At 59.5% G+C, this 22,725-nt stretch carries 24 protein-coding genes and 1 tRNA gene; 6 read left to right on the top strand and 19 right to left on the bottom strand.

Annotation, left to right across the window (positions count from 1 at the left end; all coding sequences use genetic code 11):
- Positions 1-25: 25 nt before the first annotated feature.
- Complete coding sequence (locus tag WG907_RS14945; RefSeq protein WP_340234038.1) at positions 26-604, bottom strand: DUF1810 domain-containing protein; 579 nt, start codon at positions 602-604, stop codon at positions 26-28.
- A gap of 218 nt (positions 605-822) precedes the next feature.
- On the opposite strand from WG907_RS14945, the gene WG907_RS14940 reads away from it, so the two are divergent.
- Positions 823-1,020: a helix-turn-helix transcriptional regulator gene (locus tag WG907_RS14940; protein ID WP_340234036.1), complete on the top strand. Its 198-nt coding sequence runs from the start codon at positions 823-825 to the stop codon at positions 1,018-1,020.
- Here the strand turns inward: WG907_RS14940 and WG907_RS14935 are convergent.
- Complete coding sequence (locus WG907_RS14935) at positions 1,005-2,291, bottom strand: tyrosine-type recombinase/integrase (protein WP_340234034.1); 1,287 nt, start codon at positions 2,289-2,291, stop codon at positions 1,005-1,007. The genes WG907_RS14940 and WG907_RS14935 overlap by 16 nt on opposite strands.
- A gap of 197 nt (positions 2,292-2,488) precedes the next feature.
- Positions 2,489-2,565 (bottom strand) — tRNA-Pro (locus tag WG907_RS14930).
- Positions 2,566-2,880: 315 nt separating this feature from the next.
- On the opposite strand from WG907_RS14930, the gene WG907_RS14925 reads away from it, so the two are divergent.
- Together WG907_RS14925 and WG907_RS14920 are read left to right on the top strand one after the other, a co-directional pair.
- Positions 2,881-3,078 carry a hypothetical protein gene (locus tag WG907_RS14925; protein WP_445326822.1) on the top strand — a complete coding sequence of 66 codons (198 nt, stop codon included), beginning with the start codon at positions 2,881-2,883 and terminating at the stop codon, positions 3,076-3,078.
- Positions 3,079-3,254: 176 nt separating this feature from the next.
- Positions 3,255-4,415, top strand: a complete 1,161-nt coding sequence (locus tag WG907_RS14920) for an acetyl-CoA C-acetyltransferase (RefSeq protein WP_340234031.1) — start codon at positions 3,255-3,257, stop codon at positions 4,413-4,415.
- 332 nt (positions 4,416-4,747) lie between these two features.
- Here WG907_RS14920 and WG907_RS14915 read toward each other — a convergent pair whose 3' ends face one another.
- Both WG907_RS14915 and WG907_RS14910 read right to left on the bottom strand, forming a co-directional pair.
- Complete coding sequence (locus WG907_RS14915) at positions 4,748-5,173, bottom strand: nuclear transport factor 2 family protein (protein ID WP_340234030.1); 426 nt, start codon at positions 5,171-5,173, stop codon at positions 4,748-4,750.
- Between the two features lie 186 nt (positions 5,174-5,359).
- Positions 5,360-6,025, bottom strand: coding sequence for a TetR/AcrR family transcriptional regulator (locus WG907_RS14910; protein WP_340234029.1), 666 nt, complete (start codon positions 6,023-6,025; stop codon positions 5,360-5,362).
- Between the two features lie 243 nt (positions 6,026-6,268).
- Between WG907_RS14910 and WG907_RS14905 the strand changes: the two genes are divergently transcribed.
- Positions 6,269-6,784 carry an SRPBCC family protein gene (locus WG907_RS14905; RefSeq protein WP_340234027.1) on the top strand — a complete coding sequence of 172 codons (516 nt, stop codon included), beginning with the start codon at positions 6,269-6,271 and terminating at the stop codon, positions 6,782-6,784.
- A gap of 67 nt (positions 6,785-6,851) precedes the next feature.
- A complete protein-coding gene (locus tag WG907_RS14900; protein ID WP_340234025.1) occupies positions 6,852-7,430 on the top strand; it encodes a nuclear transport factor 2 family protein in 579 nt (192 codons plus the stop codon).
- Between the two features lie 212 nt (positions 7,431-7,642).
- Here the strand turns inward: WG907_RS14900 and WG907_RS14895 are convergent, their stop codons facing one another.
- The 7 genes from WG907_RS14895 to WG907_RS14870 form a co-directional block, all read right to left on the bottom strand.
- Positions 7,643-8,392, bottom strand: coding sequence for an SDR family NAD(P)-dependent oxidoreductase (locus WG907_RS14895; protein WP_340234023.1), 750 nt, complete (start codon positions 8,390-8,392; stop codon positions 7,643-7,645).
- A 46-nt stretch (positions 8,393-8,438) separates the two neighbouring features.
- Positions 8,439-8,825 (bottom strand): nuclear transport factor 2 family protein, encoded by a 387-nt coding sequence (locus WG907_RS14890; RefSeq protein ID WP_340234022.1) that lies wholly within the window; start codon positions 8,823-8,825, stop codon positions 8,439-8,441.
- A 171-nt stretch (positions 8,826-8,996) separates the two neighbouring features.
- Positions 8,997-9,347, bottom strand: coding sequence for a Rieske (2Fe-2S) protein (locus WG907_RS18235; RefSeq protein WP_445326821.1), 351 nt, complete (start codon positions 9,345-9,347; stop codon positions 8,997-8,999).
- The gene (locus WG907_RS14885; RefSeq protein WP_340234021.1) at positions 9,344-9,754 is read right to left on the bottom strand and encodes a cobalamin B12-binding domain-containing protein; all 411 of its coding nucleotides are present in this window, start codon (positions 9,752-9,754) and stop codon (positions 9,344-9,346) included. The genes WG907_RS18235 and WG907_RS14885 overlap by 4 nt, the downstream gene beginning before the upstream one ends.
- Positions 9,751-11,406: a methylmalonyl-CoA mutase family protein gene (locus WG907_RS14880; protein ID WP_340234019.1), complete on the bottom strand. Its 1,656-nt coding sequence runs from the start codon at positions 11,404-11,406 to the stop codon at positions 9,751-9,753. The genes WG907_RS14885 and WG907_RS14880 overlap by 4 nt, the downstream gene beginning before the upstream one ends.
- Before the next feature lie 4 nt (positions 11,407-11,410).
- Positions 11,411-12,811 (bottom strand): aromatic ring-hydroxylating oxygenase subunit alpha, encoded by a 1,401-nt coding sequence (locus WG907_RS14875; protein ID WP_340234017.1) that lies wholly within the window; start codon positions 12,809-12,811, stop codon positions 11,411-11,413.
- A 197-nt stretch (positions 12,812-13,008) separates the two neighbouring features.
- A complete protein-coding gene (locus WG907_RS14870; RefSeq protein WP_340234015.1) occupies positions 13,009-13,179 on the bottom strand; it encodes a hypothetical protein in 171 nt (56 codons plus the stop codon).
- A 337-nt stretch (positions 13,180-13,516) separates the two neighbouring features.
- On the opposite strand from WG907_RS14870, the gene WG907_RS14865 reads away from it, so the two are divergent.
- Positions 13,517-14,350, top strand: a complete 834-nt coding sequence (locus WG907_RS14865) for an SDR family NAD(P)-dependent oxidoreductase (RefSeq protein ID WP_340234013.1) — start codon at positions 13,517-13,519, stop codon at positions 14,348-14,350.
- A gap of 149 nt (positions 14,351-14,499) precedes the next feature.
- Here the strand turns inward: WG907_RS14865 and cofC are convergent, their stop codons facing one another.
- The 7 genes from cofC to WG907_RS14830 form a co-directional block, all read right to left on the bottom strand.
- Positions 14,500-15,090 carry a 2-phospho-L-lactate guanylyltransferase gene (gene cofC / locus WG907_RS14860; RefSeq protein ID WP_340234012.1) on the bottom strand — a complete coding sequence of 197 codons (591 nt, stop codon included), beginning with the start codon at positions 15,088-15,090 and terminating at the stop codon, positions 14,500-14,502.
- A 77-nt stretch (positions 15,091-15,167) separates the two neighbouring features.
- A complete protein-coding gene (gene cofE, locus WG907_RS14855) occupies positions 15,168-15,926 on the bottom strand; it encodes a coenzyme F420-0:L-glutamate ligase (protein ID WP_340234010.1) in 759 nt (252 codons plus the stop codon).
- A 174-nt stretch (positions 15,927-16,100) separates the two neighbouring features.
- Entirely contained in the window at positions 16,101-18,329 is a 2,229-nt protein-coding gene (gene cofH / locus WG907_RS14850; RefSeq protein ID WP_445326828.1) for a 5-amino-6-(D-ribitylamino)uracil--L-tyrosine 4-hydroxyphenyl transferase CofH, read from the bottom strand.
- 120 nt (positions 18,330-18,449) lie between these two features.
- Positions 18,450-20,690: an acyl-CoA dehydrogenase family protein gene (locus tag WG907_RS14845; protein ID WP_340234008.1), complete on the bottom strand. Its 2,241-nt coding sequence runs from the start codon at positions 20,688-20,690 to the stop codon at positions 18,450-18,452.
- A gap of 46 nt (positions 20,691-20,736) precedes the next feature.
- Positions 20,737-21,489 (bottom strand): 2-oxo acid dehydrogenase subunit E2, encoded by a 753-nt coding sequence (locus tag WG907_RS14840; RefSeq protein WP_340234007.1) that lies wholly within the window; start codon positions 21,487-21,489, stop codon positions 20,737-20,739.
- Positions 21,490-21,491: 2 nt separating this feature from the next.
- On the bottom strand, positions 21,492-21,722 hold the full coding sequence (locus tag WG907_RS14835) for a biotin/lipoyl-containing protein (RefSeq protein ID WP_340234005.1): 231 nt from the start codon (positions 21,720-21,722) through the stop codon (positions 21,492-21,494).
- Positions 21,723-21,734: 12 nt separating this feature from the next.
- On the bottom strand, positions 21,735-22,715 hold the full coding sequence (locus tag WG907_RS14830) for an alpha-ketoacid dehydrogenase subunit beta (RefSeq protein ID WP_340234003.1): 981 nt from the start codon (positions 22,713-22,715) through the stop codon (positions 21,735-21,737).
- Positions 22,716-22,725 lie beyond the last annotated feature (10 nt).

Below are 22,725 nucleotides of genomic sequence, written 5' to 3'. Positions count from 1 at the left end.
CGTCGGCCGATGCCGGAGAGGTGTTCTATGACGCCCTCCTACTGAAGAACAGTCCCGAGCCCGTCGAGTTGATATGCTTACCAACGAAAACGGCCTTGATCCGAAGGCAGGTCAGCACGACGAGATGTCCCGGCGCGGACCAGAAGGCGACATCCAGCCAAGCAATGACGATCCCGATCCGCACGCGCGGACGCAACCCGCAGGAGGACGTTGGGACAGGCCGAATGTCAGTACGGTAAAGCCTGAAGATAATCCCGCAAAGGACCGGGCCGACTCGAGATATGACTGACCGCAGCTTTATAGCGTCGGTCTCGCCGAGCACATCGCCCGCACAGTTGCCCTGCGGGAGGTCCTGCAGCGCTTGTACGCAATCACGAAGGCGACTGCCGAGCGTCGGGTGTGCTAGATAGGCGCGGGCCTCATCCACCGACGTGATGGCATAACGCTGGGCTGTCGAGCTTCGGCCAAGGCCGGCGATCTGCGAAAATATGAACCATATCCAGTGGCTGGACTTCCGGCCCCGGCGAAGCTCGGCCAAGGCGGTAGCATAGGTGTCCTGTTGCGCGTCCACGAAGCGCTGGAGGTTGTGCGGATCTGCCGACATGGGCATAGGACGCATACTGGATAATTGTGTTCCGGTGGCGGCGATTCTCGACCCATGCCGGAACATCGCCAAGATCTGGACGTCAGAGCCAGACCGGTTCATCGTCAACCCGATCCACCAGATGCCGGGACTGAACACCTAGGCGCACCCTTGCGCGCGAATTGGAATTAAAGCATCATCTTCTGCGGCGGGCAGACCATCGGTAGGATTGGTTTGCTATGTACGACGGCGATGAAAAGTTTCTGCGGATCAAGGCGGTCATAGAAAGGACCGGTTGCCCGAAGGCTTCAATTTACAGGATGATCAAGGAGGGCAGCTTTCCTAAGCAGGAAAGGATCGGACGCCGCTCCGTGGGCTGGCGGGCATCCAGAATTGCCCGTTGGATGGAAGCCCCCACCTCCTACCAGGAAGTCTGAAACCACGCGAGGCAGGCGGCCTTTGGCTTTCGGGCCTCGGCCATAGATTGCAGCACTATCGGCGCGGCCTTCTCGGCCGCCTCCAGATACTGGGCCCACCACTCCATCATCTTGCGACGGTGGCTGAGGTACCGTGCGGCATTATAAACGCCGCGTACGCCTCGTGGCATGTGCGCCAGTTGCATCTCGATCCAATCGGGCATGAAGTAACCTGATTCATTGAGCACGGTGCTGGCAACTGATCGAAATCCATGCACAGTAGCTTTGCCGCGCAGGCCGACGCGATACATGATGTCGAGCATCCTGTTTTCGCTGATGGTGTCCGAGCGCGATCCAGCGACAGGGAACAGATATTTTCCGAACCTTTCGTTACCCGCCGCGCCGTAGACGTTCAAATCCTTGATCTCACGCAGCAGGTCGATTGCTTGGGGAGGCAGTGGCACGAGGTGCTCCGACCGCATCTTCATGCGTTCAGCCGGTATGCGCCAGACAGGTTCCTCGGTTCCAAGGCCCTCAAACTCCGACCACTGCGCGAAGCGGGTTTCCTGCGTGCGCACCATGGTCAAGATTGTCCAGCGTAAGGCAAGGTGGCTCATTCTGGAGCCGCCATCTGCATTGAGCCTGGCGAAGAATTCCGGGAGATCCTTGATATCCACCTTGCCTTGATGGCGGGTCGGCGGTGCCTTCACCATGGCGGCGGTGAGATCACGACACGGATCAGACTCAACGCGGCCATCGGGAATGCCGAAACGAAAAATTTCGCTACAGTAGTTTTTGATCCTGTGCGCCATATTGACTGATCCCCTCCCCTCGATCGCGCGAAGAGCTTCAAGCACTGTTCTGGGCAGGATCGACCGTATCGGCATCTGGCCGAGTACGGGGAACAGATCCGAGCGGATGCGCGTCTCGGTTATCTTGGCGTATCTGGAAGACCAGGATGGCCGTCGCGCTTCCAGCCATTCGAGTGCTAGCGTCTCGAACGTCGTCTGCTCAGCCTTCGCAGTGAAAGCATCCTGCTGAAGCTTCTCGGCGGGGTCCACCCCAGCCTTAAGCAGCGCGCGCATCTCTTCACACCACAGACGTGCCCGGTGAAGGCTTGTCTCGGGGTACTCGCCCCCGTTGAGCGTCTTTTGCTTCTGGTCGAAGCGGTAGGCCAAGCGCCAACGCTTGCGACCGTAGGGTACGACAAAGATATAGAGACCGTGCGCGTCCGACCGTTTGATCGGCTTATCGACGGCCACGAGGTTACGAAGGATTTCATCAGTCAGCATGGGTCAGAACACCTCGGATCCGTGTTCCGGATTCGAAGTTTTGCCATCGCCGACCAACATTTTACCAACAAAACGCATTGAATCGCCTGACAAGAATGGATCCTGTTTGAGACGATTTTACCTCAATCAAAGCACTGAAAAAACAGTATTTTTTCTGGACGCTTTGAGACTTTGTTGGTCGTTTTGGACTGAAGAATTGGTCGGGGAGACAGGATTCGAACCTGCGACATCCTGCTCCCAAAGCAGGCGCGCTACCAGACTGCGCTACTCCCCGACGACCAGCGCCTTAGCGGTCAAGCGCGCCCGCCGTCAATCGACCATCAGTGAAAGAGCAGCCACAAGACGATAATAACGGGAATTGGCACCCCTACGAGCCACAGCAACAAGCCTTTACCCATGGTCTGCACTCCTTTTATGCCTCGGTCAGGAAAACGGGCGGCATGCGCAAAATGTTCCGCAGGCGAACTGAACCGGGCCTTCATTCCCCGCATTAGATGCGCGCGAGCCAATCGGCATATATCTTGGCGCATAGCGCCACCGAGAATATATATATGCGCTCATGACAGCCAATGAACTCCATGACCTCCTCTTGTCCCGCCTCATGCGCAAGCTGGGCGGCTCCCGGCGTCAATGGCGTAACGCCATCGGCACCGTGCGCGTATACGATCGCGCGACTCATCCTCATTGCAACTGGTCGATCCAGCCGTCGGGTAGCGCCAGCGAAAATGCGGCGATCGAAACCCTGCTCGATGCGGTGCGGCTCGAAATCGCCATTGTGCAGGGGTGATGGCGGGCCGGCGCTGCTGCGCCCCTGCAACCGGATCATTAAAAAAAGGCCGACGATCCAGGACCAAACAGTATATAGGACCTAGCGATTTGCACAGTGGAAGGCGATCGGTCTATAGGGACGCCTGTTGCAACCCCGGTACCGGCCGTGCGGATCAGTCAAGTGAAGGGAAAAATATGAACGCCTATATCGTGGCCGCTGTTCGAACCGCTGGCGGACGGCGCAATGGACGGCTTTCAGGCCAGCATCCGGTGGAACTTGCCGCCGAGGTGCTGAACGCGGTCGTCGCCCAGTCCGGGGTGCCGCCCGAGGTGATCGATGACGTCATCCTGGGGTGCGTCACGCAATATGGCGATCAATCGCGCCAGGTCGCACGCTTTGCGGTGCTGGCTTCCAAACTGCCCGAATCCGTGCCTTCGGTCACGATCGACCGGCAATGCGGTTCATCGCAGCAGGCTGTCCAGTTCGCAGCGCAGGCAATCATGTCTGGCACGCAGGACGTGGTGATCGCCGCTGGCGTCGAAAGCATGAGCCGCGTTCCGCTGGGCGCGGCGACGAACAGCGCCGAAGGCAAGACGCCGATGGTCCAGGCGATCCGAGATCGCTACGGCGTCAAGGATTTCAGCCAGTTCGGCGGCGCCGAGATGATCGCCAAGAAATGGGGCTTCACCCGCGAAGATCTCGACGCTTTCGGGCTCGAGAGCCATCGCCGGGCGATCGCGGCGACCAACAGCGGCGCGTTCGACGCGGAAATCGTGCCGATCGCAATCACGCTCGCCGACGGCACGGCGGATATGCACGTCAAGGATGAGGGTATCCGCTGGGATGCGTCGCTGGAAAGCATGGCCACTGTGAAGACCGTGCTGGACGGCGGCCTGATCACCGCCGCGACGTCTTCGCAGATCACCGATGGCGCGTCTGCGGTCATGATCGTCTCGGAAAAGGCGCTCAAGGAATATGGGCTGACCCCGATTGCGAGGATCGCGAGCTTCACCGTAACCGCCGGCGATCCGATCATCATGCTGGAAGAACCGCTATATGCCACGGACAAGGCCTTGAAACGGGCAGGCATGAACCTGAGCGACATCGATCTGTTCGAGGTCAACGAAGCGTTCGCACCCGTGCCGCTCGCATGGCTCAAGCACACGGGCGTCGACCCGCAAAAGATGAACGTCAATGGCGGCGCGATTGCGCTCGGTCATCCGGTCGGCGCGTCGGGCACCAAACTGATGGCCACGCTGGTGCATGCTCTGCGCGCGCGCGGCGGCAAATATGGCCTACAGACGATGTGCGAAGGCGGCGGTCAGGCGAACGTCACCATCCTCGAAGCGCTGTAATGCCCCGGCCGGGCCGCGCTAGTCTCCGATAAGGACGAGTGCCGGCCCGGCTCGGACGTCGCGGACCACGAGCCGCCATGGTTCGAAAGCTGGCGCGGTCGGTGGGTTGTGCGTGTTAGTGACTTGAGAACGGTCGACGCGTTTGTCGAGGGCGTCACCGCCATGCTTCAAGGTCGCCGGCTGCGCGATCGCGACTATGAACGCGGCCCTGCGGGATCATATCGCGGCACCGGCCCGACATCATCTCGGCTCGCTCATTTCGCTGGGGTCGATTGAAGGGGACCGGGCGGCTCTCCGTTCCACCCGGTCGGGAATGTATCAATAGCCCGCGATCAGTCGCTGGATTTGACGTCCTCCGGCGGAAGTGACTTGCGAAGCGTTTTTTGCGCGATCCGCCAGGACCCGTCGATCTTCACGAACTCATCCTCATATTTTACATGAAAGCGGAGGCGTTCGCCCGTCTTGCGCATCGTCTCTACGAGGGCAAAGGCCGTGCCGCGTGCACTGGTGGGCGTAAGATCATTGATGATCTGATTAGTCATCAGGTGCACGATATTATGGACGTTGCCCGAAATCTTCGTTCCATAAGCCAGGATCGCCTCACGACCGGCAAAGCGGGCATCCGGGAAAAACTCGCTTTCGTCCAGAACGCCGTCGGGGGCGAATATGTCGGCCCAATTCTCGGGATCGAGGCTGTCTATGAAATAGGCATATTTATAGTTTAGTTCCTGAATGGCGAGGCGATCGTCTGCGCTCATTTCATCATCTCCTTGCAATAATATACGATTTTCCGCTCGCATGGCCCCTGGCGGACTGACAGACGCGCAGGAAAGGGGATGATAGTCCGATCCTTATTGCCCGCGAAAATTTCACCCAGGCAACGAACGCTGTGGCGAAGAGTTCGCGCAAATGGCGCGCTCGTCAACGCGGGGCGGTCGCCCGCATCACTTGATGGCGCTGAAGGCTTCGGTTTCAACGTCTAGAAGCTCTTTTACGGCTTCATGAAGCCGCAATATATATGTTTCGCTGGCGTAAGGCTGGATAAGGCTGATGTGATGGACGCAACAATCATAGATCGCGACCAGTCGGCTGCAATCCTCATCATGGCCCGACCGTGCTGCGCCAAGGCGGTTTACCCAGACGGCCCACATATTTTCGCCCAGAATCTTCGGGCTGTTTGGCGACGTCATCGGCGCGATATCGCCGCAGGCAATAGCATTTTCGATACGCTGGATAGATCCGGCAATCGCGGTCGCCATGATACGCCTATAGCTTTCCGCGAGGTTAGGATCTGTCGCCGTGAAATAGGTGAGCGATTCGAAGAAAAAATGATAGCGCCACATCAGGCTGAACAATTGCACGATATATTCGGCGAGATGCCGGGCGCTCGGCTTGCGCGGGCTGGCCAATACTTCGGCTGCTTCCAACTCAAGACGATCTATCAATGAATAGATAATGTCCTGTTTTTTTGCGAAATGATAGGTCAGGTTTCCTGGACTTATCCCCAGGTTTGATGCGATTTTGTAAATCGCGACCCTGTCCACCCCATTGCTGTTGAAAAGCCTGAGAGCGGTGGTGAGAATTCTCTCGGGAGTAGATTCGCCGCTCAAAATATTGGCCCCTGTGGCGTTTTAGTCATTAGTATCTAACACTAGCAGTTGCAGGAGTCACGTCAACCATGGGTGGATGCTGTCACATCGAACCGAACTAGGAATCCGGCCTGCACCTGGAGCGCACTCCGGTGCCTGAAAACATCATTGATGATGGGGCAGATGGGCTCTAGAGATGCCGCATTAGCCGGTGCTGCCTCGATGACAGGCGACCGTCGGTGATTCTGTCTTAACGTCGGAGAGATGCCAGTGACGAAGGTTCATAGGGTTGCGGGATATCATCAGGGAAAGATCAACGCAAACATCGAAGACGTATGGGCTTTGATCACCAACTGGGGCACGCTTTTTTGGTACCAGGACGGCACAAACACTGACGGTATGAAGCTGATGGACAGTTGGCTCGAAGGCGAACCGGATGCGGTGCCCCGGACGCGGGTCATGTCACGTGGTGAGGGCGCAGTCGAAAAGGGCGCGCCGGAGGAAAATCGCGAAGTGCTGCTGGTGGCAGATCCCGTCGCGCATCGGCTTTATTATGACGCGACCGACGATTTCGCGCCCGGCATTCGCAATTATATGGCCAGTTGGTCTCTCGATGAGTTGGACGATGGCGGATGCATGATGACGGTGTCGTCGAATTTCGACGTCGTACCGGCCGAGAACGGGCCTTTATATGACGACATGCTCCACAGTGTATATGTTGCGATAGTAGCCAGCCTTGACAGTCATTTCATCAAGGAAAGAGCGGAAAGACAGCCCTGATGATCCGGCCCGATACTCAGTCCCGGCGGATAGGGTCGGCTTTTTCGAGCGATCATGGCAGACGCCGATGAGCATGCAAGCCGACCAACTCAGCGCCCTGCTAGACCGCCAGCAGATCACCGATGTCATCCATCGCTACTGCCGTGCCGCCGACCGGCTCGACGTCGACTTGTTCAGGACCACGTTCTGGGACGATGGCGGATTCGACGGTGGCCCGGCGGAGGGGCCGGCGGTGGAAATCATATCCCATCTGTTCGAAACGCTGATTCCTGACATGTGGGAGACGAGCCAACACAGTGTTTCCAACATCCTGATCGACATCGACGGCGATCGGGCCTTTGTGGAAATGCATTTGAACGCCTTTCACCTGTCCTACCCGACCCATGCCAGCCGAGCCGCGCTGATGGGCGAGCAGAATGCGCTGGCTGCGTGCTTCAAGGATGACGACGTAATCGAATTTATTTTCGGCGGCCGTTACATCGATGTGTTCGAACGCAGGATGGGTGAATGGCGTATCCTAAGGCGTAAGATCGTTCCCGGCTTTAATCAGGTCAGATTATACACCGGTATAAGGGACGGCGGGCAATATGACTTGCTCCACCATCGCTCCTCGCGGGATCGCAGCGATCCGGCATATTCGCGATAGTCTGGCGCAGGGGCCTGCTGGAGCCGTGCGTTTAGTGTGAACCGGTCGTCGTGAGCGGAGCTGAAGGGCCTTGCTGAGAGGTGATCCCGTTTCACCGCACGGCGCTCAAAATAGACGGCATCGCGCGGTAGCGCATGGCAAAGATATGGCCAGGCCGCGCTGGTCGCAAGCCCGGGCTGTCCCAGGCTTACGATCCCGCGCCCGCTGGCTTTTTATTGCGCGGTCAGTCCACCATCGACCGGCAGGGCGGCGCCAGTCACGAAGCTCGCTGCTTCCGACGCCAGGAAGGCGAATACGCTCGCGATCTCCGAGGGTGCGGCCGGACGATTGAGCGGCATGCGCGCGATGAAAAGGTCCGCGTCTGCCCCCAGCGACTTCATCGTTTCCTCGACCATCGGCGTCAACACGACCCCGGCATGAACCGAATTAACCCTGATGTTGGATGGCGCGAATTCGATGGCGGCTGCCTTTGTCATGCCGGTCACCGCAAATTTGGAAGCGCAATAATCGAGATTATTGGCCGCGCCCACCAGTCCATAGCCCGAAGAATTGTTGACGATCGAGCCGCCGCCGGCACGGATCATCGAAGGCAACACAAGCTTCATGCCAAGAAAGACGCCTTCCTGATTGATCGCGCAGACCATGCGAAATTCCTCCAGCGCCAGTTCGGAAGCGGGCTTCCAGTGGCCGGGATGACCCGCATTGTTCACTAGAACATTCACCGGGCCAAAGGCGGCTTCGGTTTGTTCAACAGCGCTTTCCCAGTCGCCCTGGCTGGTCACATCAAGACGCGAGAAGCGGACCCGGTCGCCCAATTCGCTGGCGAGCGCCTGACCGGCATCAGCCTGGATATCGCCGATGGTGATACTTGCCCCCAACTGATGAAAGGTGCGGACCGCTGCCGCGCCAATACCGCTCGCGCCGCCCGTGATTATCGCAACTTTACCTGTAAGATCGAACATTGCCATTTTTCCTAATATTATGCCCATTCGAAGAGGATTCTGACTATCAGGTCAGGACGCTGTCGGCCAGTTTTGTGTCGATCAGCTCACGCATCATCAATATCTTTTCATCCCTGAAATGGACGAATACGGCATAGTCGCCGTCGAACCTCTTGCCGTTCTTAAGCTCGCATTTGCCTGAGAACATGGCGGAAACGATGTCGCCTTCTTCGACCATTTCCTGAAAAATAAACTCTCCCGGTGCCGCCAGAGCCGATGAAAATGCCACGAGCTGATCGAGGAGTTCCGATCGCGTGCGTTTCCCGCGCAACGCCGTGCTGCCGAGAAACTCGTGTACATAATCCTCAGTGGTGAGGCTTTTGATTTCCTCTGCATCGCCCCTACCCACCGCAGCGCAATATTGCCGAATTGCCTGCTTCTTTATGCTGTCCACCGATATTCCTCCCGTTCGACTACGGCAAAATTTGGCATTCCCGCCCGTTGCCGGTGGGGACATCGCGTCATCGTCAGGCCGCCATCGACACCAAAGGCACTGCCATCGTAGAAGCGGGGTCGTCGACGCACGAGCAATTCCGCATGCCCACAATCGACTCAATGCACCCTATCAGGAAGCCGCTCTGACAAAAGGATTGCGGCTCAAAGGCATGCTTGGCTTTACCTCGACCCTACCCTCCCGAACCCGCACTTCGAAGCGCCGAAGCGGGTCGACAGCCGGCCCGACCACGGCTTTCCCCGACCGGATGTCGAAGCGCGCGCCATGTTTGCGACAGATTATGTCCGATCCGATCTGTCGCCCCCCTTCGAGGGGAAAATCCAGGTGGGTGCAGCGATTTTCCAACGCGAACACATCTGGATTGATCCGGAAGATCAGTATGGACAGGCCGTCGACATTGAATGCGCGGTGCTTGCCATTGGGAATATCCTCAAACGCACAAACATCGACGAAAGACGTCATATTTTCGGCGCACCGGCATTCTGCACGAAAAGGACGATATCCTCGGTCTTCGACCCCGCGCCGAATACCCCGGCCACGCCCATCGCCTTGAGATCGGCAACGTCGTCGGGATGGATCATACCGCCCAGAATCACCGGGATATGGCCCACGCCTTTCGCCTTCATCGCTTCGATCAACTGGCGCGTATATTCGACATAGGCGGCCGACGAGAAACTGACGCCCACAATGTCGATCTTTCGATCGGCCACCGCATCCGCCATGCCCTCGACGCTATTATGTTCGCCGATATAATCGACGTCTATTCCGCCAGCTTCATCGAGCAGCCGGGCGAGCGTACGAATGCCTTTTGAATGCACATCGGTGCCGAGCATGCCAAGCATGCAGCGGACTGTATTGGGTTTGCTCATGTATAGCTCAACGGTGCCTGAAGGTGACCATAGGGATCGAACTGATGTCCATTGGCGACGCGAACGGTTCCCCAGATCTCGCCGATGCTGGCATCGGCGATGAACGCGTCGATCATCGCCTGCATAGGATTATTGCCGCTCTTGACAACATTATGGACATTTTTGAGCGACGCCGACCAGTTGCCCTGATCACGCTGCTGCTTGAGTTCCGAGAAGCGGCGGATGTGCGCATAGGTGTTCGTCCGGTCGAACTTGAACCGCGTCGGCGATGGCTCGTCTTCCGGCACGAACTGATTCACGCCGACGATGATCCGCTCGCCATTGTCCATTTCGCGCTGAAGATCGAAGTTGAAATCGTCCATCATTTCTTCGATCTTGCCGCTGGCGATCGCTTCGATGAGGCCTACCTCCTCGATCCGCGCCAGCATGGCGATGGCTTCGGCTTCCACCTTGTCCGTCAGCGCCTCGATATAATAGCTTCCGCCGAACGGATCGGCGACGCGGGCGGCGCCCACTTCGTTGGCGAGTATCTGCTGCTGACGTGTCGCGAGTTCACGCGCTTCATGGGTCGGCACGCAGACCGGCTCGTCGAAGGTGCAAGCTTCCAGCGACTGAACGCCGCCGCACAGAGCGGCCAGCCCCTGAATCGCCGTTCGCGTCAGATTATTGAGCGGCTGCTTGTAGACCAGCGACTTGCCCGATGTGTGGCATGCGATCCGCAGACGCTGCGCGCGCAAATCCTGCGAGCCAAAGCGTTCTTTCATCGTCCGTGCCCAATAACGCCGCAAAGCGCGGAACTTGGCGATCTCTTCGAAGAAATCGATGTCGGAAGTCGACACCCATGCGAGGCTGGGCGCCACCTGATCCACGGTCAGACCACGTGCGATCAGATCATCCATCGTTTTGTTGATGATCGCCATGCCGAGCGCAATCTCGCCCGCCGGCGACAGGCCGCGTTCGCGCAGATCATAGGCCTGCGGCATACCGAGCGCCCATTTTGGGCTATTGCGAACGCTGAACTCAACCTCGTCGACCGCAATCCGGTGCCCGAAATCGGCAGGAACCAGATGTTTGCCCCAACCGCACAACGTCTGTTGCAGCATGTCGGGCATGTTGGAGCCCTGCAAGGTGGAGAGCGGCTGACCGCGCTTCACATGAAGCGAAGCCACCAGCGGATAGGCCATGGCTGCCCAATGCCAGGCCGTATCCACCTTCGCCAGATCCACGCCATGGAGCAGCCGCTCCATGTCGCGGGTCGTGGGAAGCGAACAGCCTTCCAATCCCACTTCCGGCCCAAACGCCGGGTGATCCGGATCGACGCTCTGCGTCGTCAGCGGGTCCGGCACGATACTGACGCCGGTCCCGCCAGATGCGAGCACCATTTCGAGACCCTGCCGCGTATCCTCAGGAGAGCCGTATCCCACGATATTCCGCAGCGTCCACATGCGACTGCGATACATTTGGGGATAGGCGCCTCGCGTAAAGGGATAGCTGCCCGGATCGCCCAGATTTTCCTGATAAGCGTCGTCGCGCTCCTTCGGGAAATAAGCGGCATCAGTTTCAAGCCCGCTCCAGGTCTTGGTACGGGACAGCTTGATCTCTACATTTTCGACGCTTTCGAACAGATTGGCCGGCGGGGTTGGCATATCCATTATGTCAGCTCCTGCCGATTAAATGATCAAGCTCCGCCAGATAATGCCGGATCCGATTTTCCGATTCGGACAGAACATAGCCATCAAAAGCCATGGATTCGACGCCCCTCTGCACTTCGGGTACGCGAACCGCGTCCTGCGCCAGCACAGAGCCGAAATCCGCGAGCGTCTGAGGTATGATCTTCTCGGGCCTGATCGATCCGTCCCAGCCGGGGGGCGAAACGGCCTCGGGACCGAACTGACCCGGGTCCATGACCATATCCTGCGATCCGCCGACCGGCAGGCACAACGAAATCGCCCGATAATGGCTTTTACGCGGGTCCGACGCGTGCGGCGTGAAAATCTGAAGCAACAGCGAGTCGCTGAACGCATTGATCGTCACGTTCGGGAAGATGAAATAGTTCCAGTCGTCATTGACCTGATCGTCGGTCAGATCCTTGAAATGCTCATAGCCATGCCGTTCTGCCCATTTGCGGCGCGTCTGGGCGAAGGCCTTGTTATATTCATGGCCCTGCAAATGCAGGAAATCTTCCGGATTGCCGCCGTAAAACTGAAGGAAGGCCTTCATGCCCTCGGGCACCGTCTCGCGATCCTCGAAGCGCACCGGAACGCTGCCGATCGGGATGATCATCCGACTGTTGCCATTTCCGTACAGGTCGTACTGGCAACCAAGTGTCTCGGTGAACGGCGCCACCTGCGGATGCACATCGTCGGCATGATAGAATTCGATGAACGCGTCCAGCGCGGTCTTCCAGTTCGCGTCCCAACAGGTTTCGATGTCCCGCAGCACCCGATATTTCTCGAACGGATAGGGCGCGAGATGCTCTGGAATAACGTCGAGATGCTCCAGCAGCGATTTGCTGTCGGGGTCCATGTTGATGAAGACCAGGCTGTTCCAGACGCTGCACTTTACCGACTTTAGGCCAGGGCGGTGCGCAATAGCTTCCTTGCGGAAGATCATCTCGTCGCGGATTTCCGCATTCTTGCCGTCCAGACCGAATTTCCAGCCATGGAAATCGCAGGTGAAAACGCAGGCCCCTTCACCATCGCCGCCGCTGGCGCTGCCGAAATCGGTATGCACGATCCGGTTGCCACGATGCGGACAGACGTTGAAATGGGCGACGATGCCCTCATCGCCTTCGCCGGTCCGAACGATGACGAACGATTCTTTACCATAATCGGCCTTGAACCAGTCGCCGATCTCCGGGAGATCCTGAGTCAGTCCTACGAATAGCCAGCTCTTGGTCCACATATGGTCCCATTCGAGCGCCGCTTCCTCGCTGCTGTAAAACCGCTTGGGGTCCACACGGTCGGTGCCATGATCGATATAAGGCGCTTTTGCAGCGGGACTGCCGGGTTCAGCGTCAGGGTAAGTGACGAATCCCGTCCGGTAATCGTAATCCATGGCATCCCTCATTATGTTCGAAAACAGTATGTAGGACCTAATGCTTCGCACCGCCGAACGCAATGCGTTTATCGCGCGGCCAGGTCTGGCGGGGCGCAGGCGATCACGCGCAAAATAACGCTGGCAACGTCCTTTGTATATAGTATGCGTCGCCGGCCAGGCGCATGACAGGCCAGCGCGTGGACGCCCCGCGATCGCTATTGAGGTTGGGCGTTGAAGTCGCCCTCCTCGATCGGGAGTTTTATAGACGCGTCTTCGCCGGGCAGTTGGCTGGCATTGTCATCGCCGACCTGATCGAGCCCCGTCGGAACTACCGTATCGGATTTGTCGGCCTGAGGCTCGTCCGGTCGTCCACGATTGCTGGTCATGATCATGTTCCTCTCCTGACACTAATCGATCGGCGTCCTGTATTGGTTCCCCTGAACGTGCACCAGAAAGCGCTGACGGCGCATTCGAAGGAAGCGACCGAGAAAGGCGCAGGAAAATGCGATGCGACGGTTAGCTTGGGCTCTTTCCTTGGAGGCGACTTCCAATTAGTAAATACAACCTAATCCGATAACGGATGAATCGAGCTGCACCTCGACGCGATCAGCTAATGCGGTCAGGCCAATATCCGGCTCCGACGGTTACAAGATCTCAACCGTTTGATCTTCTGGGAGACAGCGAATAATGTCCGGCAAACCAATAAAATCAGGCAAGATTTTAGTGATCGGCGCGTCTGGCGGCGTGGGCCGCAGTCTGTCGCGCCAGCTACTGGAGGCCGGCTATACGCTGCTTGGTTCCGCATTGAACCAAGCCGATCTCGATCGCATGGTCGCAGACGGCTTCCAGGCTGCGGATCTGTTCGTCGCGGATTTTTCGTCCACCCAAGCCGGTGTGACTCAGGTCAAAGAGGCACTGGGGCGCAGCGATCTGCCGCTCACCGCGGTGATCAGTTGTGTCGGTATCAATCCCTGTGGCCCATTGGAAACGACCCCGATAGAGGTGTTCCGGCGCGCGATGGAGATTAACACCGTCTCCAACCTTGCCATTTATCAAGCTACCTTGGGCCATTTGAGAGATAATGGCGGCAGGTTCGTCTTTGTCGGTTCCATGGCCGGCAAAATCGCCTTTCCGTTACTTGGTTATTATACGGCGTCCAAATATGCATTGGAGGGTCTGGCCGACACGATGCGGCTCGAAGCGGGCCAATGGGGCGTGCCCGTCTCGCTGATTCAGCCCGGTGCCATCGCGACGGCAATGGTGCATGGCTTCGCGGCGCAGCTCGACGATGGGCTGGCTCAACTCGATGAGCAGGGGCAGCGCAATTATGGCGATTATTTCGCGCAGCAGAAAGCTTTGTCGCAAAGTGGCAATAGCCCGGCGGTCTCGCCCGACGCGGTCGCCGCGACGATTATCGAAGCGCTCGAGGCGGAGACGCCCCAGACCCGCTACGCCGTCGGCAACGCCGTCGACCTGCTCGAATTGCGCAGATCATCGTCCGATAACGAGGTCGACACCGTGTTCAACCAATGGCTGCCCGGAAGCCGTCTGGCCTGATGGTCGGCCGCGAGAGCCGCAAACCACTGACCTTAGTGCCCGTTATGCACATAAGGGAATGCGGTCTTCGGGGCAGGTGACCGGACTGAAGCGCATATCATGTCAGGTCATGTCAAGAATGACCATCCACGCCTTTCGGCTGCCCGGTGTCAGGCCTTGGCGCGCATATGCCGCATGGTTTCGGGCGCGACGCGGCACGCCTCGACATAATCTTCCGGCGTGTCGATATCCAGCGACAGGCCCAAGCGCCGGACGATACGCGCCGCCCCCCTGCTCGCGTCCAGATGATGTTGCAGGCTGTTCACGCCAAAATGAAAAGCGAAGCCTGCTGGTTGGAGGAGCGCCAGAGCATTTGTTCCGGTCGCGCTTCGATCCGGTGCGATGGCGAAGGACGCTTTTTCGGCCTCCTCCAGCAGAGCGGAAATGTCACTGGACTGAAGCAGTGGCAGATCCGCATGGATGACGAGCAATCGCCGTCCGGATCGATCCAAAGCGACCGCCCCAAGTTCTGCGTTCAGCCCGCGGCCCTCATCACGGATGAACGAGCCCCTCCACCCTGATGCTGGCAGATTCGAAAGCACCGCCAGATCATCGATATCGGCACAGGCGCTAATGACTTCGCACACATGGTCGAACATGCGTTGGCTCAAGTCTCGCCTTTGATCGGGCGAGAAGAGGCTGGATAGCCGGGTTTTCCGCGCGGCTGTTCCCTTGAACGGGATGACCGCCGTCCAACTCACTGGAGACGCCCGGCGGCAGGGGCGAAAACCCGATCAGGCATCGCATCCCGCGTCGAAAAGACCGATGGCCCGCTTTCTCACCGAAACAGATCCTCCTCCAACGACCGGACCAAAGCCGAAGCCGCCTTCTGTTCTTCGGACCAAGTCAGCCCACGGATGATCGCGGCCGGCACACCTTCGGCTCCCTCCCCCATGGCAAGGCCGGCTGCGGTCGCAGCCATGTCCGCCAAGGCGATCTGGGTCACTTCCAGCACGCGCCCGTCCCGGTCCATTTCGCCACGCTTGTCCTGGAGCGCGGGCAATCCGCTCGCGCCGATCGCCACGCAGACGACACCCATGCGCCAGGGACGTCCAAAGCTGTCGGAGATCACCACGGCGGGCGCGCTGCCGAACCGAAGCGTCAGTGCCTGTCTCAACCGTTCAGCCGACGCATCGGGATTTTCCGGCAAGAGCAGCGCGAACTCGCCGTCCCGGCCGCCGATATTGGACCGGTCGATGCCTGCATTCGCCATGACGTGCCCGGTTCGATGCTGGGTAATCAATACATGCGGAACCGCCCTCAGGACGGCCTTCGATTCAGACAGCACCAGTTCGACCAGCCGAGGGTCCTTGCGCGTAATCTCCGCCAGGCGGCGGGCTTCCACGCCCGGCGTGACCTGCGCTATGTCGACGAAGCGATTTTCGGCCTTCGATATGATCTTCTGTGTCACGACCAGGATGTCGCCGTGCTCGAAGGGCGATAGGGCAAGGGCCTCGATCCTGTCCGCCAGAATCGAATCGATGGCTGCATGGGGTCCGACTTCGCCGATGCCGGTCAGCGGTTTGATCTCTATCATGTGCGAAGCTGACTCAATTTGCCTGAATAACTAAGGCGATTCCCATCAAACGGATCGTCCGGTGGCGGAGGGCGTCGCGTGAAATTTATATATTGGAGCGGGTGTGACCATGAACACTCAAGAGCCGAACGGCGCCGCTGCGAATGTTGAAAACGCAGTTGATCGGGAGCGCGATTATTCGGCTGCCTGAAGCTGCCCCCCTATCCGCCCGTACAGCGTCGTGCGTTGCACCGCATAACGACCTGCTTCCCTGGCGTAACCGGCCATTTGCGCAGGGTCGCACAGCTGTCCGTTGAGGCCGCCTGCGGCGCGGGTGATGGATTCGTCCATCAGCGTGCCGCCCATATCGTTGACCCCCGCACGCAGCGCCGCGGCCACGCCGCTCGCCCCCAATTTGACCCAGCTCAGCTGGATATTGGGGATCACCGGATGCAGCACCAGGCGCGAGACCGCATACATCAGCATCGTCTCGCGAAAGCTCGGTCCCGATCGCGCCAGCCCCTTGCGCCAGATCGGGGCTTCCATATGCACGAACGGCAATGGGACGAACTCGGTAAACCCGCCCGTCTCGACCTGAAGATCGCGGATGCGCAGAAGGTGCCGCGCCCAGTGGTTATAACCTTCGACATGCCCGAACATCATCGTCGCCGTCGTGCGCAGGCCGACGCTGTGGGCTGCGCGCATGACGTCGAGCCATTGCGCCGTATTCAGCTTGTCGGGGCAGATGATCGCGCGGATCTCGTCGTCCAGTATCTCGGCCGCCGTACCCGGCAGGGTGGACAGCCCGGCATCGCGAAGCAGGGTCAGATACGCCTCAAGTCCAAGCCCCAGCGTCGTTGCGCCATGCGTGACTTCCAGCGGCGAAAAGGCGTGGATATGAATGTCCGGCGCCGCTTCGCGCACCGCCCTGACGACCGACAAATAGGTATTGCCGTCATAATCGGGGTGGATGCCACCCTGAAGGCAGACTTCCGTTGCGCCCCGGTCCCAAGCCTCGGCAGCGCGGCGGCCGACCTCCGCCATATCGAGGCGGTAGGCGGGGCCGCGCATCGCCTTCGTGCTGCCTTTGGAAAAGGCGCAGAAGCCGCATTTGTAGAGGCAGATATTAGTATAGTTGATGTTGCGATTGACGACATAGGTCACCGCTTCGCCAGCAACTTCGCGGCGCAACGCATCGGCGGCCCGAGTCAACAGTTCCACATCCGGCCCGTCCGCTTCGAACAGTCGGACGATGGCGTCTTCGCTCAATCGCTCGCCGGAACGCGCCGTTGCGATGATGGCTTCCAGTTCGGCCGATCCCGCGGTCGAGCCAATATATGCAAGAGCGGGAGCTACCGCATCCGCACCCGCGTGCCAGCCATCGGTAATCGGCAGACCCCTCGCGTCGACCGACCGGCGCACCGTCCGGCCGATCCCCGGATCGGTCCAACGATCGGTATCCAGCGCAAAAGCCGGGCCGATCGCCAGCCGCTCTTTGAGCACGCGTCCCGCCGACGCGGTCGCCTGTTCCAGCAGCGCAAGATGGGGCCAGGGCGCTTCGGGATTGACATGATCCGGCGTCACCGGTGACACGCCGCCCCAATCATTGACACCCGCTTTGAGCAAGGCGGCAAGTTCTTCGGGCGCATGAAGATTGGGCGGTGCCTGGATGACCATCTGCGACCCCAGCACAAGCCGGGCCATCGCAATCGTCCACAGATGCTCGTCCAGCGACGGTTCGGGATGGTCGACCATCAGGGTGCCCGGCTTGGCGCGAAAATTCTGGATGATAACTTCCTGGATGTGCCCGTAACGACGGTGCAGGTCCCTGATCGCGATCAGCGCCTCGATTCGCTCTGCGCGCGTTTCACCGATGCCGATCAGCAGGCCGGTCGTGAAGGGCACGCCAGCACGACCCGCCGCCTCGATCGACGCCAGCCTGAGCGCAGGCCATTTATCCGGCGATCCGTGGTGTGGGCCACCCTTTTCCGACAGACGTTCCGAACTCGATTCTAACATCAGGCCCATCGACGCGGACACCGGACGCAGCGCGGCATAATCGGCCTCGTTCATCAGGCCCGCATTGATGTGCGGCAACAGTCCCGTCTCGTCCAGAACGGCACGCGCCATCTCTTCCAGATAGGACAGCGTCGTTGCATGACCGAGCAAGCCAAGCGCCTCGCGCGCAGCGGCGTAGCGCGCTTCGGGCTGGTCCCCGAGCGTGAACAATGCCTCGCGGCATCCGGCCGCAGCGCCAGCTCGGGCGACCGCAAGCACTGCGTCGCGCGACATGTAGGCCGTCTCGACGCGGGACGGCGTCGTGGCAAAGGTGCAATAATGGCACACGTCGCGACACAATTTCGTCAGCGGAATGAACACTTTGCGCGAATAGGTGACGACAGGACCGAAGGCCGCCAGCGTCATATGCTCCGAGCGGGCGAGCACCTCGCCGAGCGGCGCATCAGCTAGTGCTCGGACATCCCCCTCGAGAAGGCCTTCATGATGATTTGGCATCCCCATATTCACTCCGATTAGCGCACTCGTTTAGCTGGATAGCAGCGATCGTGCGATCAAATTGCGCTGGATTTCATTAGTACCGCCAAAGATCGACCAGCAGCGACCGTACAGATATTGGTGGCCCATCAGACTGGCGCGCTGCGACGGTGTGAACTGGCCATGCGGCGCGAGATGTAGATCGTGCGGATCATGCGCCCCGCCCAGCGGTCCTTCGATCTCCAGCGCGATTTCGGACAGCTTTTGCAGAATTTCCGTGCTGCGTATCTTGAGCACCGAAGCCTCTGGCCCGTCGCGCGACGCGCCCTCAGCCCATTGGGTTATATAGCTCTCCTCCAGCGCGCAGAGTGCCAGCAGTTCCATCTCGGCCCCCGCCAGCTTTTCCGCCAGCCGCAGGCGCGACGGCGAGGCCGGCACTTCCGCCAGCATGGCCTTGATGTTCTGAAGCAGCCGCAATTTCGGTCCTGTATCGGCTATCGCCACCCTCTCATGCGAAAGCAGGAACTTGGCGATGGTCCACCCCTGCCCTTCCTCACCCACAAGATTTTCTGCCGGCACCCGAACATTGTCCAGAAACAGCTGGTTGGTGTGATGCTGCCCGTCGATGGTGACGATCGGCCTTACCTCGATGCCGGGCGAGTTCATGTCGATCAGCAACATCGAAATGCCACGTTGCGCCTTAACCTCGCGGTCGGTGCGGACGAGGCAATGCATCATGTCCGCCCAATGGGCCTCGGTGGTCCACATCTTCGTCCCGTTGACGATATAATGATCGCCATCGCGCACCGCGCTGGTTTTCAAAGACGCAAGATCGGACCCAGAATTGGGCTCGGAATAGCCCTGACACCACCATGTGTCGCTCGACAGGATACCCGGCAGATATTTGGCACATTGTTCCGCATTGCCAAATTCCTGCAACACCGGCCCGATCATGTTGACGCCATAGGGGATGATCATCGGCGCGTTGTTAAGCGAGGATTCCTGCAAGAAGATCAATTGCTGATCGATCGTCCAGCCGGCACCCCCATGCTTGACAGGCCAGCCCGCGCCGAACCAACCCTTGTCGTGCAGGATCTTCTGCCACCGAACATAGTCGTTCTTGTGGATTTCGAGGCCCAAGGCGCCTTTGCGGGCAATGTCTTCGGGCAAGTGCGCGCGCACGAATTCGCGGACTTCGGCCCGAAACGGCGACTCTTGAACGACGTTGACGCCAAGTCCGGCAAATCGGGCACGATGGACGTCCGCGCTCCCCAACTCTGCACGAATAGCCGCCAGCCGGCGCATATAATGGCTCACGTCCAGTTCGTCGCTGACCCCCATGCCGCCGTGCATCTGCACCGCCTCATGTCCGATCCTGCGCGCCGCATCATCGACCAACGCCTTGGCCGCCGAAGCCAGCGCCGCACGATCCGCAGCGCCCGTATCGAACGATTCTATGGCGCGCTCCGTGACGACTCGTGCCTCTTCTGCCGCTGCGTACATATCGGCTGCGCGATGCTGGAGCGCCTGGAAACTCGCCAGTGGCAATCCGAACTGCTTGCGCGTGCTCAAATAGGCAAAGGTCGCCGCATTAAGCGCCGTGACGATGCCCACCGCCTCCGCCGCGAGAGCGATGACACCGCGCTCGACTGCCGCCGTGATCAGGTCAGCCCCTCCAACCAGGCGCGCCGCTACGTTGGACAATTCCATCGTCGCCGCGGACGAGCCGTCGATCATCCGATAAGCTTCCTGCACCAGACCGTCCGCCCCGGCCTCCACCAGATAGACGCCGGCCGCGCCGTCGAGCGTCGCCGTCACCAGAAACTGGCCAGCTAAATCCGCATGCCGCACCACCGACTTGCGACCGTTAAGGCGGTAGCCGTCCTCAGACTTCGTGGCCTTGGTCTCGGGCAGTGCGAAGGGATCGTAACTCTCCTCATGGGCGAAAACCGTGATGGTTTCCCCGCCGATAAGGCCGGACACATCCTCGCCCCCGGCATGGAGGATAGCACCGGACAGGGCGCTCGACAGCACGGGTTCGACGACCAGCTTGCGGCCGACCTCCTGCATGATCACGGCCAGGTCGCGCATAGTGCCGCCAAAGCCGCCAGCGTCCTCGGGCAGAGTAGCGCCAACTATGCCCTGCTCGGCAAGCGCAGGCCACAGCGCCAGCCGATCGGGCGATTCCGCCGAAAGCCGGTGGCGGCGGGCTTCGAAATCATTCTCTACATCGAGAAGTCGGCCCAGCATGTCGCCAAACATCTGCTGCGTTTCGGTCCTGGCGAACGTCATTACTTTCGGCCTCTCCTGTCGAATTCCGGCGTAACCGATAGATCGGCTACGAAAATAGCGCGTCGTCCGCGAATATGGTGCCGATCGCCTTTACGAAGCGAGCCGCGTCGGCCCCATTGATCAACCGATGATCATAGCTCAGCGATAGCGGCAGCGTCTTGCGCCATATCACCCCGCCATCCTCGCTGGGGGCTGGGCGCAACTGAATAGCCGTCGCGCCCAGGATCGCGACATCAGGCGCATTGATGATCGGCGTGAAAGATGTGCCGCCAATATGTCCGAGCGAGGTCAACGATATCGAACTGCCCGACATTTCCGCCATCGACAGGCCCTTGGTCCGGGCCTTGTCGGCGATTGCGGAAACCGCGGCTGCAATGTCCGCCAGGCCCATTTGGTCGACGTTCCTGACAACCGGGACCAGCAGGCCGTTCGGCGTGTCCACTGCGACGCCTATATGCACATATTTCTTGAGAATGACGGACTGCCCGTCATCCGAAAGCGAGGCATTAAACTGTGGAAAGTCGTGCAACACCGCTGCCAGCGCCCGGACAAGCAAAGCCACCGGGGTGACCTTCGCGCCCGGATTTTCGCTGTTCCACGCCGTCCGCCGCATCTCCGCGTCGGTCACGTCGATCTCGTCATGGTGCGTGACATGGGGGATCGAGACCCAGTTGCGCCCGAGAAACTTTCCCGTGAGCTTCTGGACATTGGACAGCTTCCTGACCTCGACTTCCCCGAACTCGGAAAAGTCGGCGGCAGGCCAGGCCGGCAAGGACGCAATCAGACTTTCCAGGCTCATAATTACTCGATCGTGCCTAGGACAGTCCCGACTTCATATGTTTCGCCGGGCTGCTTGAGGATGCGCAGCGTGCCCGATGCGGGGGCTTCCACCTCGTTTACCGACTTGTCGCTTTCCAGCGAAAACAGGGGTTCGCCTTCCACGGCTTGGCCGCCGTCAGCAACGAGCCACTCCGCCAGCTGCCCCTCGGACATCGAAAAACCGAGCTTTGGAAGTATGATGTCAACTGCCATTTAAGATTCCTTTCAGGCCAGAAGGCCGCGTACGGCCGATTCGATATCGGCCACCGATGGGGCGAATGCGGTTTCGAGCGGCTTGGAATAGGGCACAGGACAGAAAGCGCCACCGACACGCCGCACAGGCGCCTTGAGCCTGCCAAAGAAATGATCGCTCAGATCCGCCGCGATCTCGGCGCCGACCCCGAACTCTTTCACGGCTTCATGAACGATCAAACCACGACCGGTTTTTTCGACGGATGCGCGAACCGTTTCCTTGTCCCAGGGAGCGATCGTGCGAAGATCGACCACTTCGACGTTGATGCCTTCGCCGGCGAGCTTTTCGGCGACGGCAAGTGAAGGCGTTACCATCGACGCATAGGTGACGATGGTCAGGTCGCTGCCCTCGCGCGTCACGCTGGCCTTGCCTAGCGGGATCACTTCGCGGGTGACCGGACCGGCGTTCCAATAGCCGGGGAGATTTTCGATGAAGATCACTGGATCATCATCCTCAATCGCCGCTCTCAGCAAGCCATAAGCGTCGGATGGGTTGGATGGCGCGACCACCTTGATACCCGGCGTATGCGCGAACCAGGCTTCGAGATAATCGCTGTGCTGCCCACCGTTCGACATGCCCGAACCGGTCATCGTGCGGATCACGATAGGCACGTGGGTCTGGCCACCGGACATGAAGCGCAGCTTCGCCGCATGGTTGACGATCATGTCCATCGCCACTGTGGTGAAGTTCATCAACATGATCTCGGCAACCACGCGATAGCCGCCAAGCGACGCACCGATCGCCGCGCCGATGATCGCCTGCTCGGCAATCGGGGTGGATTTGACGCGATCGTCACCAAAAGCCGTCGAAAGCCCCTTGGTGACGCCCACGACGCCGCCCTCCTCGCGATCGGCGACATCCTCGCCCAGCACCAGGATTTTCGGATCGGCGGCGAGAGCATCGTGCAGCGCGAGATTAACGGCCTGGATGGTATTCATGGTCTGCGTTGTCATCATTTGATTC

It is taken from the genome of Sphingobium fluminis, from assembly GCF_037723805.1.
In the GTDB taxonomy this organism is placed as follows: Bacteria; Pseudomonadota; Alphaproteobacteria; order Sphingomonadales; family Sphingomonadaceae; genus Sphingobium.
The sequence above is the reverse complement of the archived record's forward strand: the minus strand, read 5'-3'. Positions and strand labels throughout refer to the sequence as shown.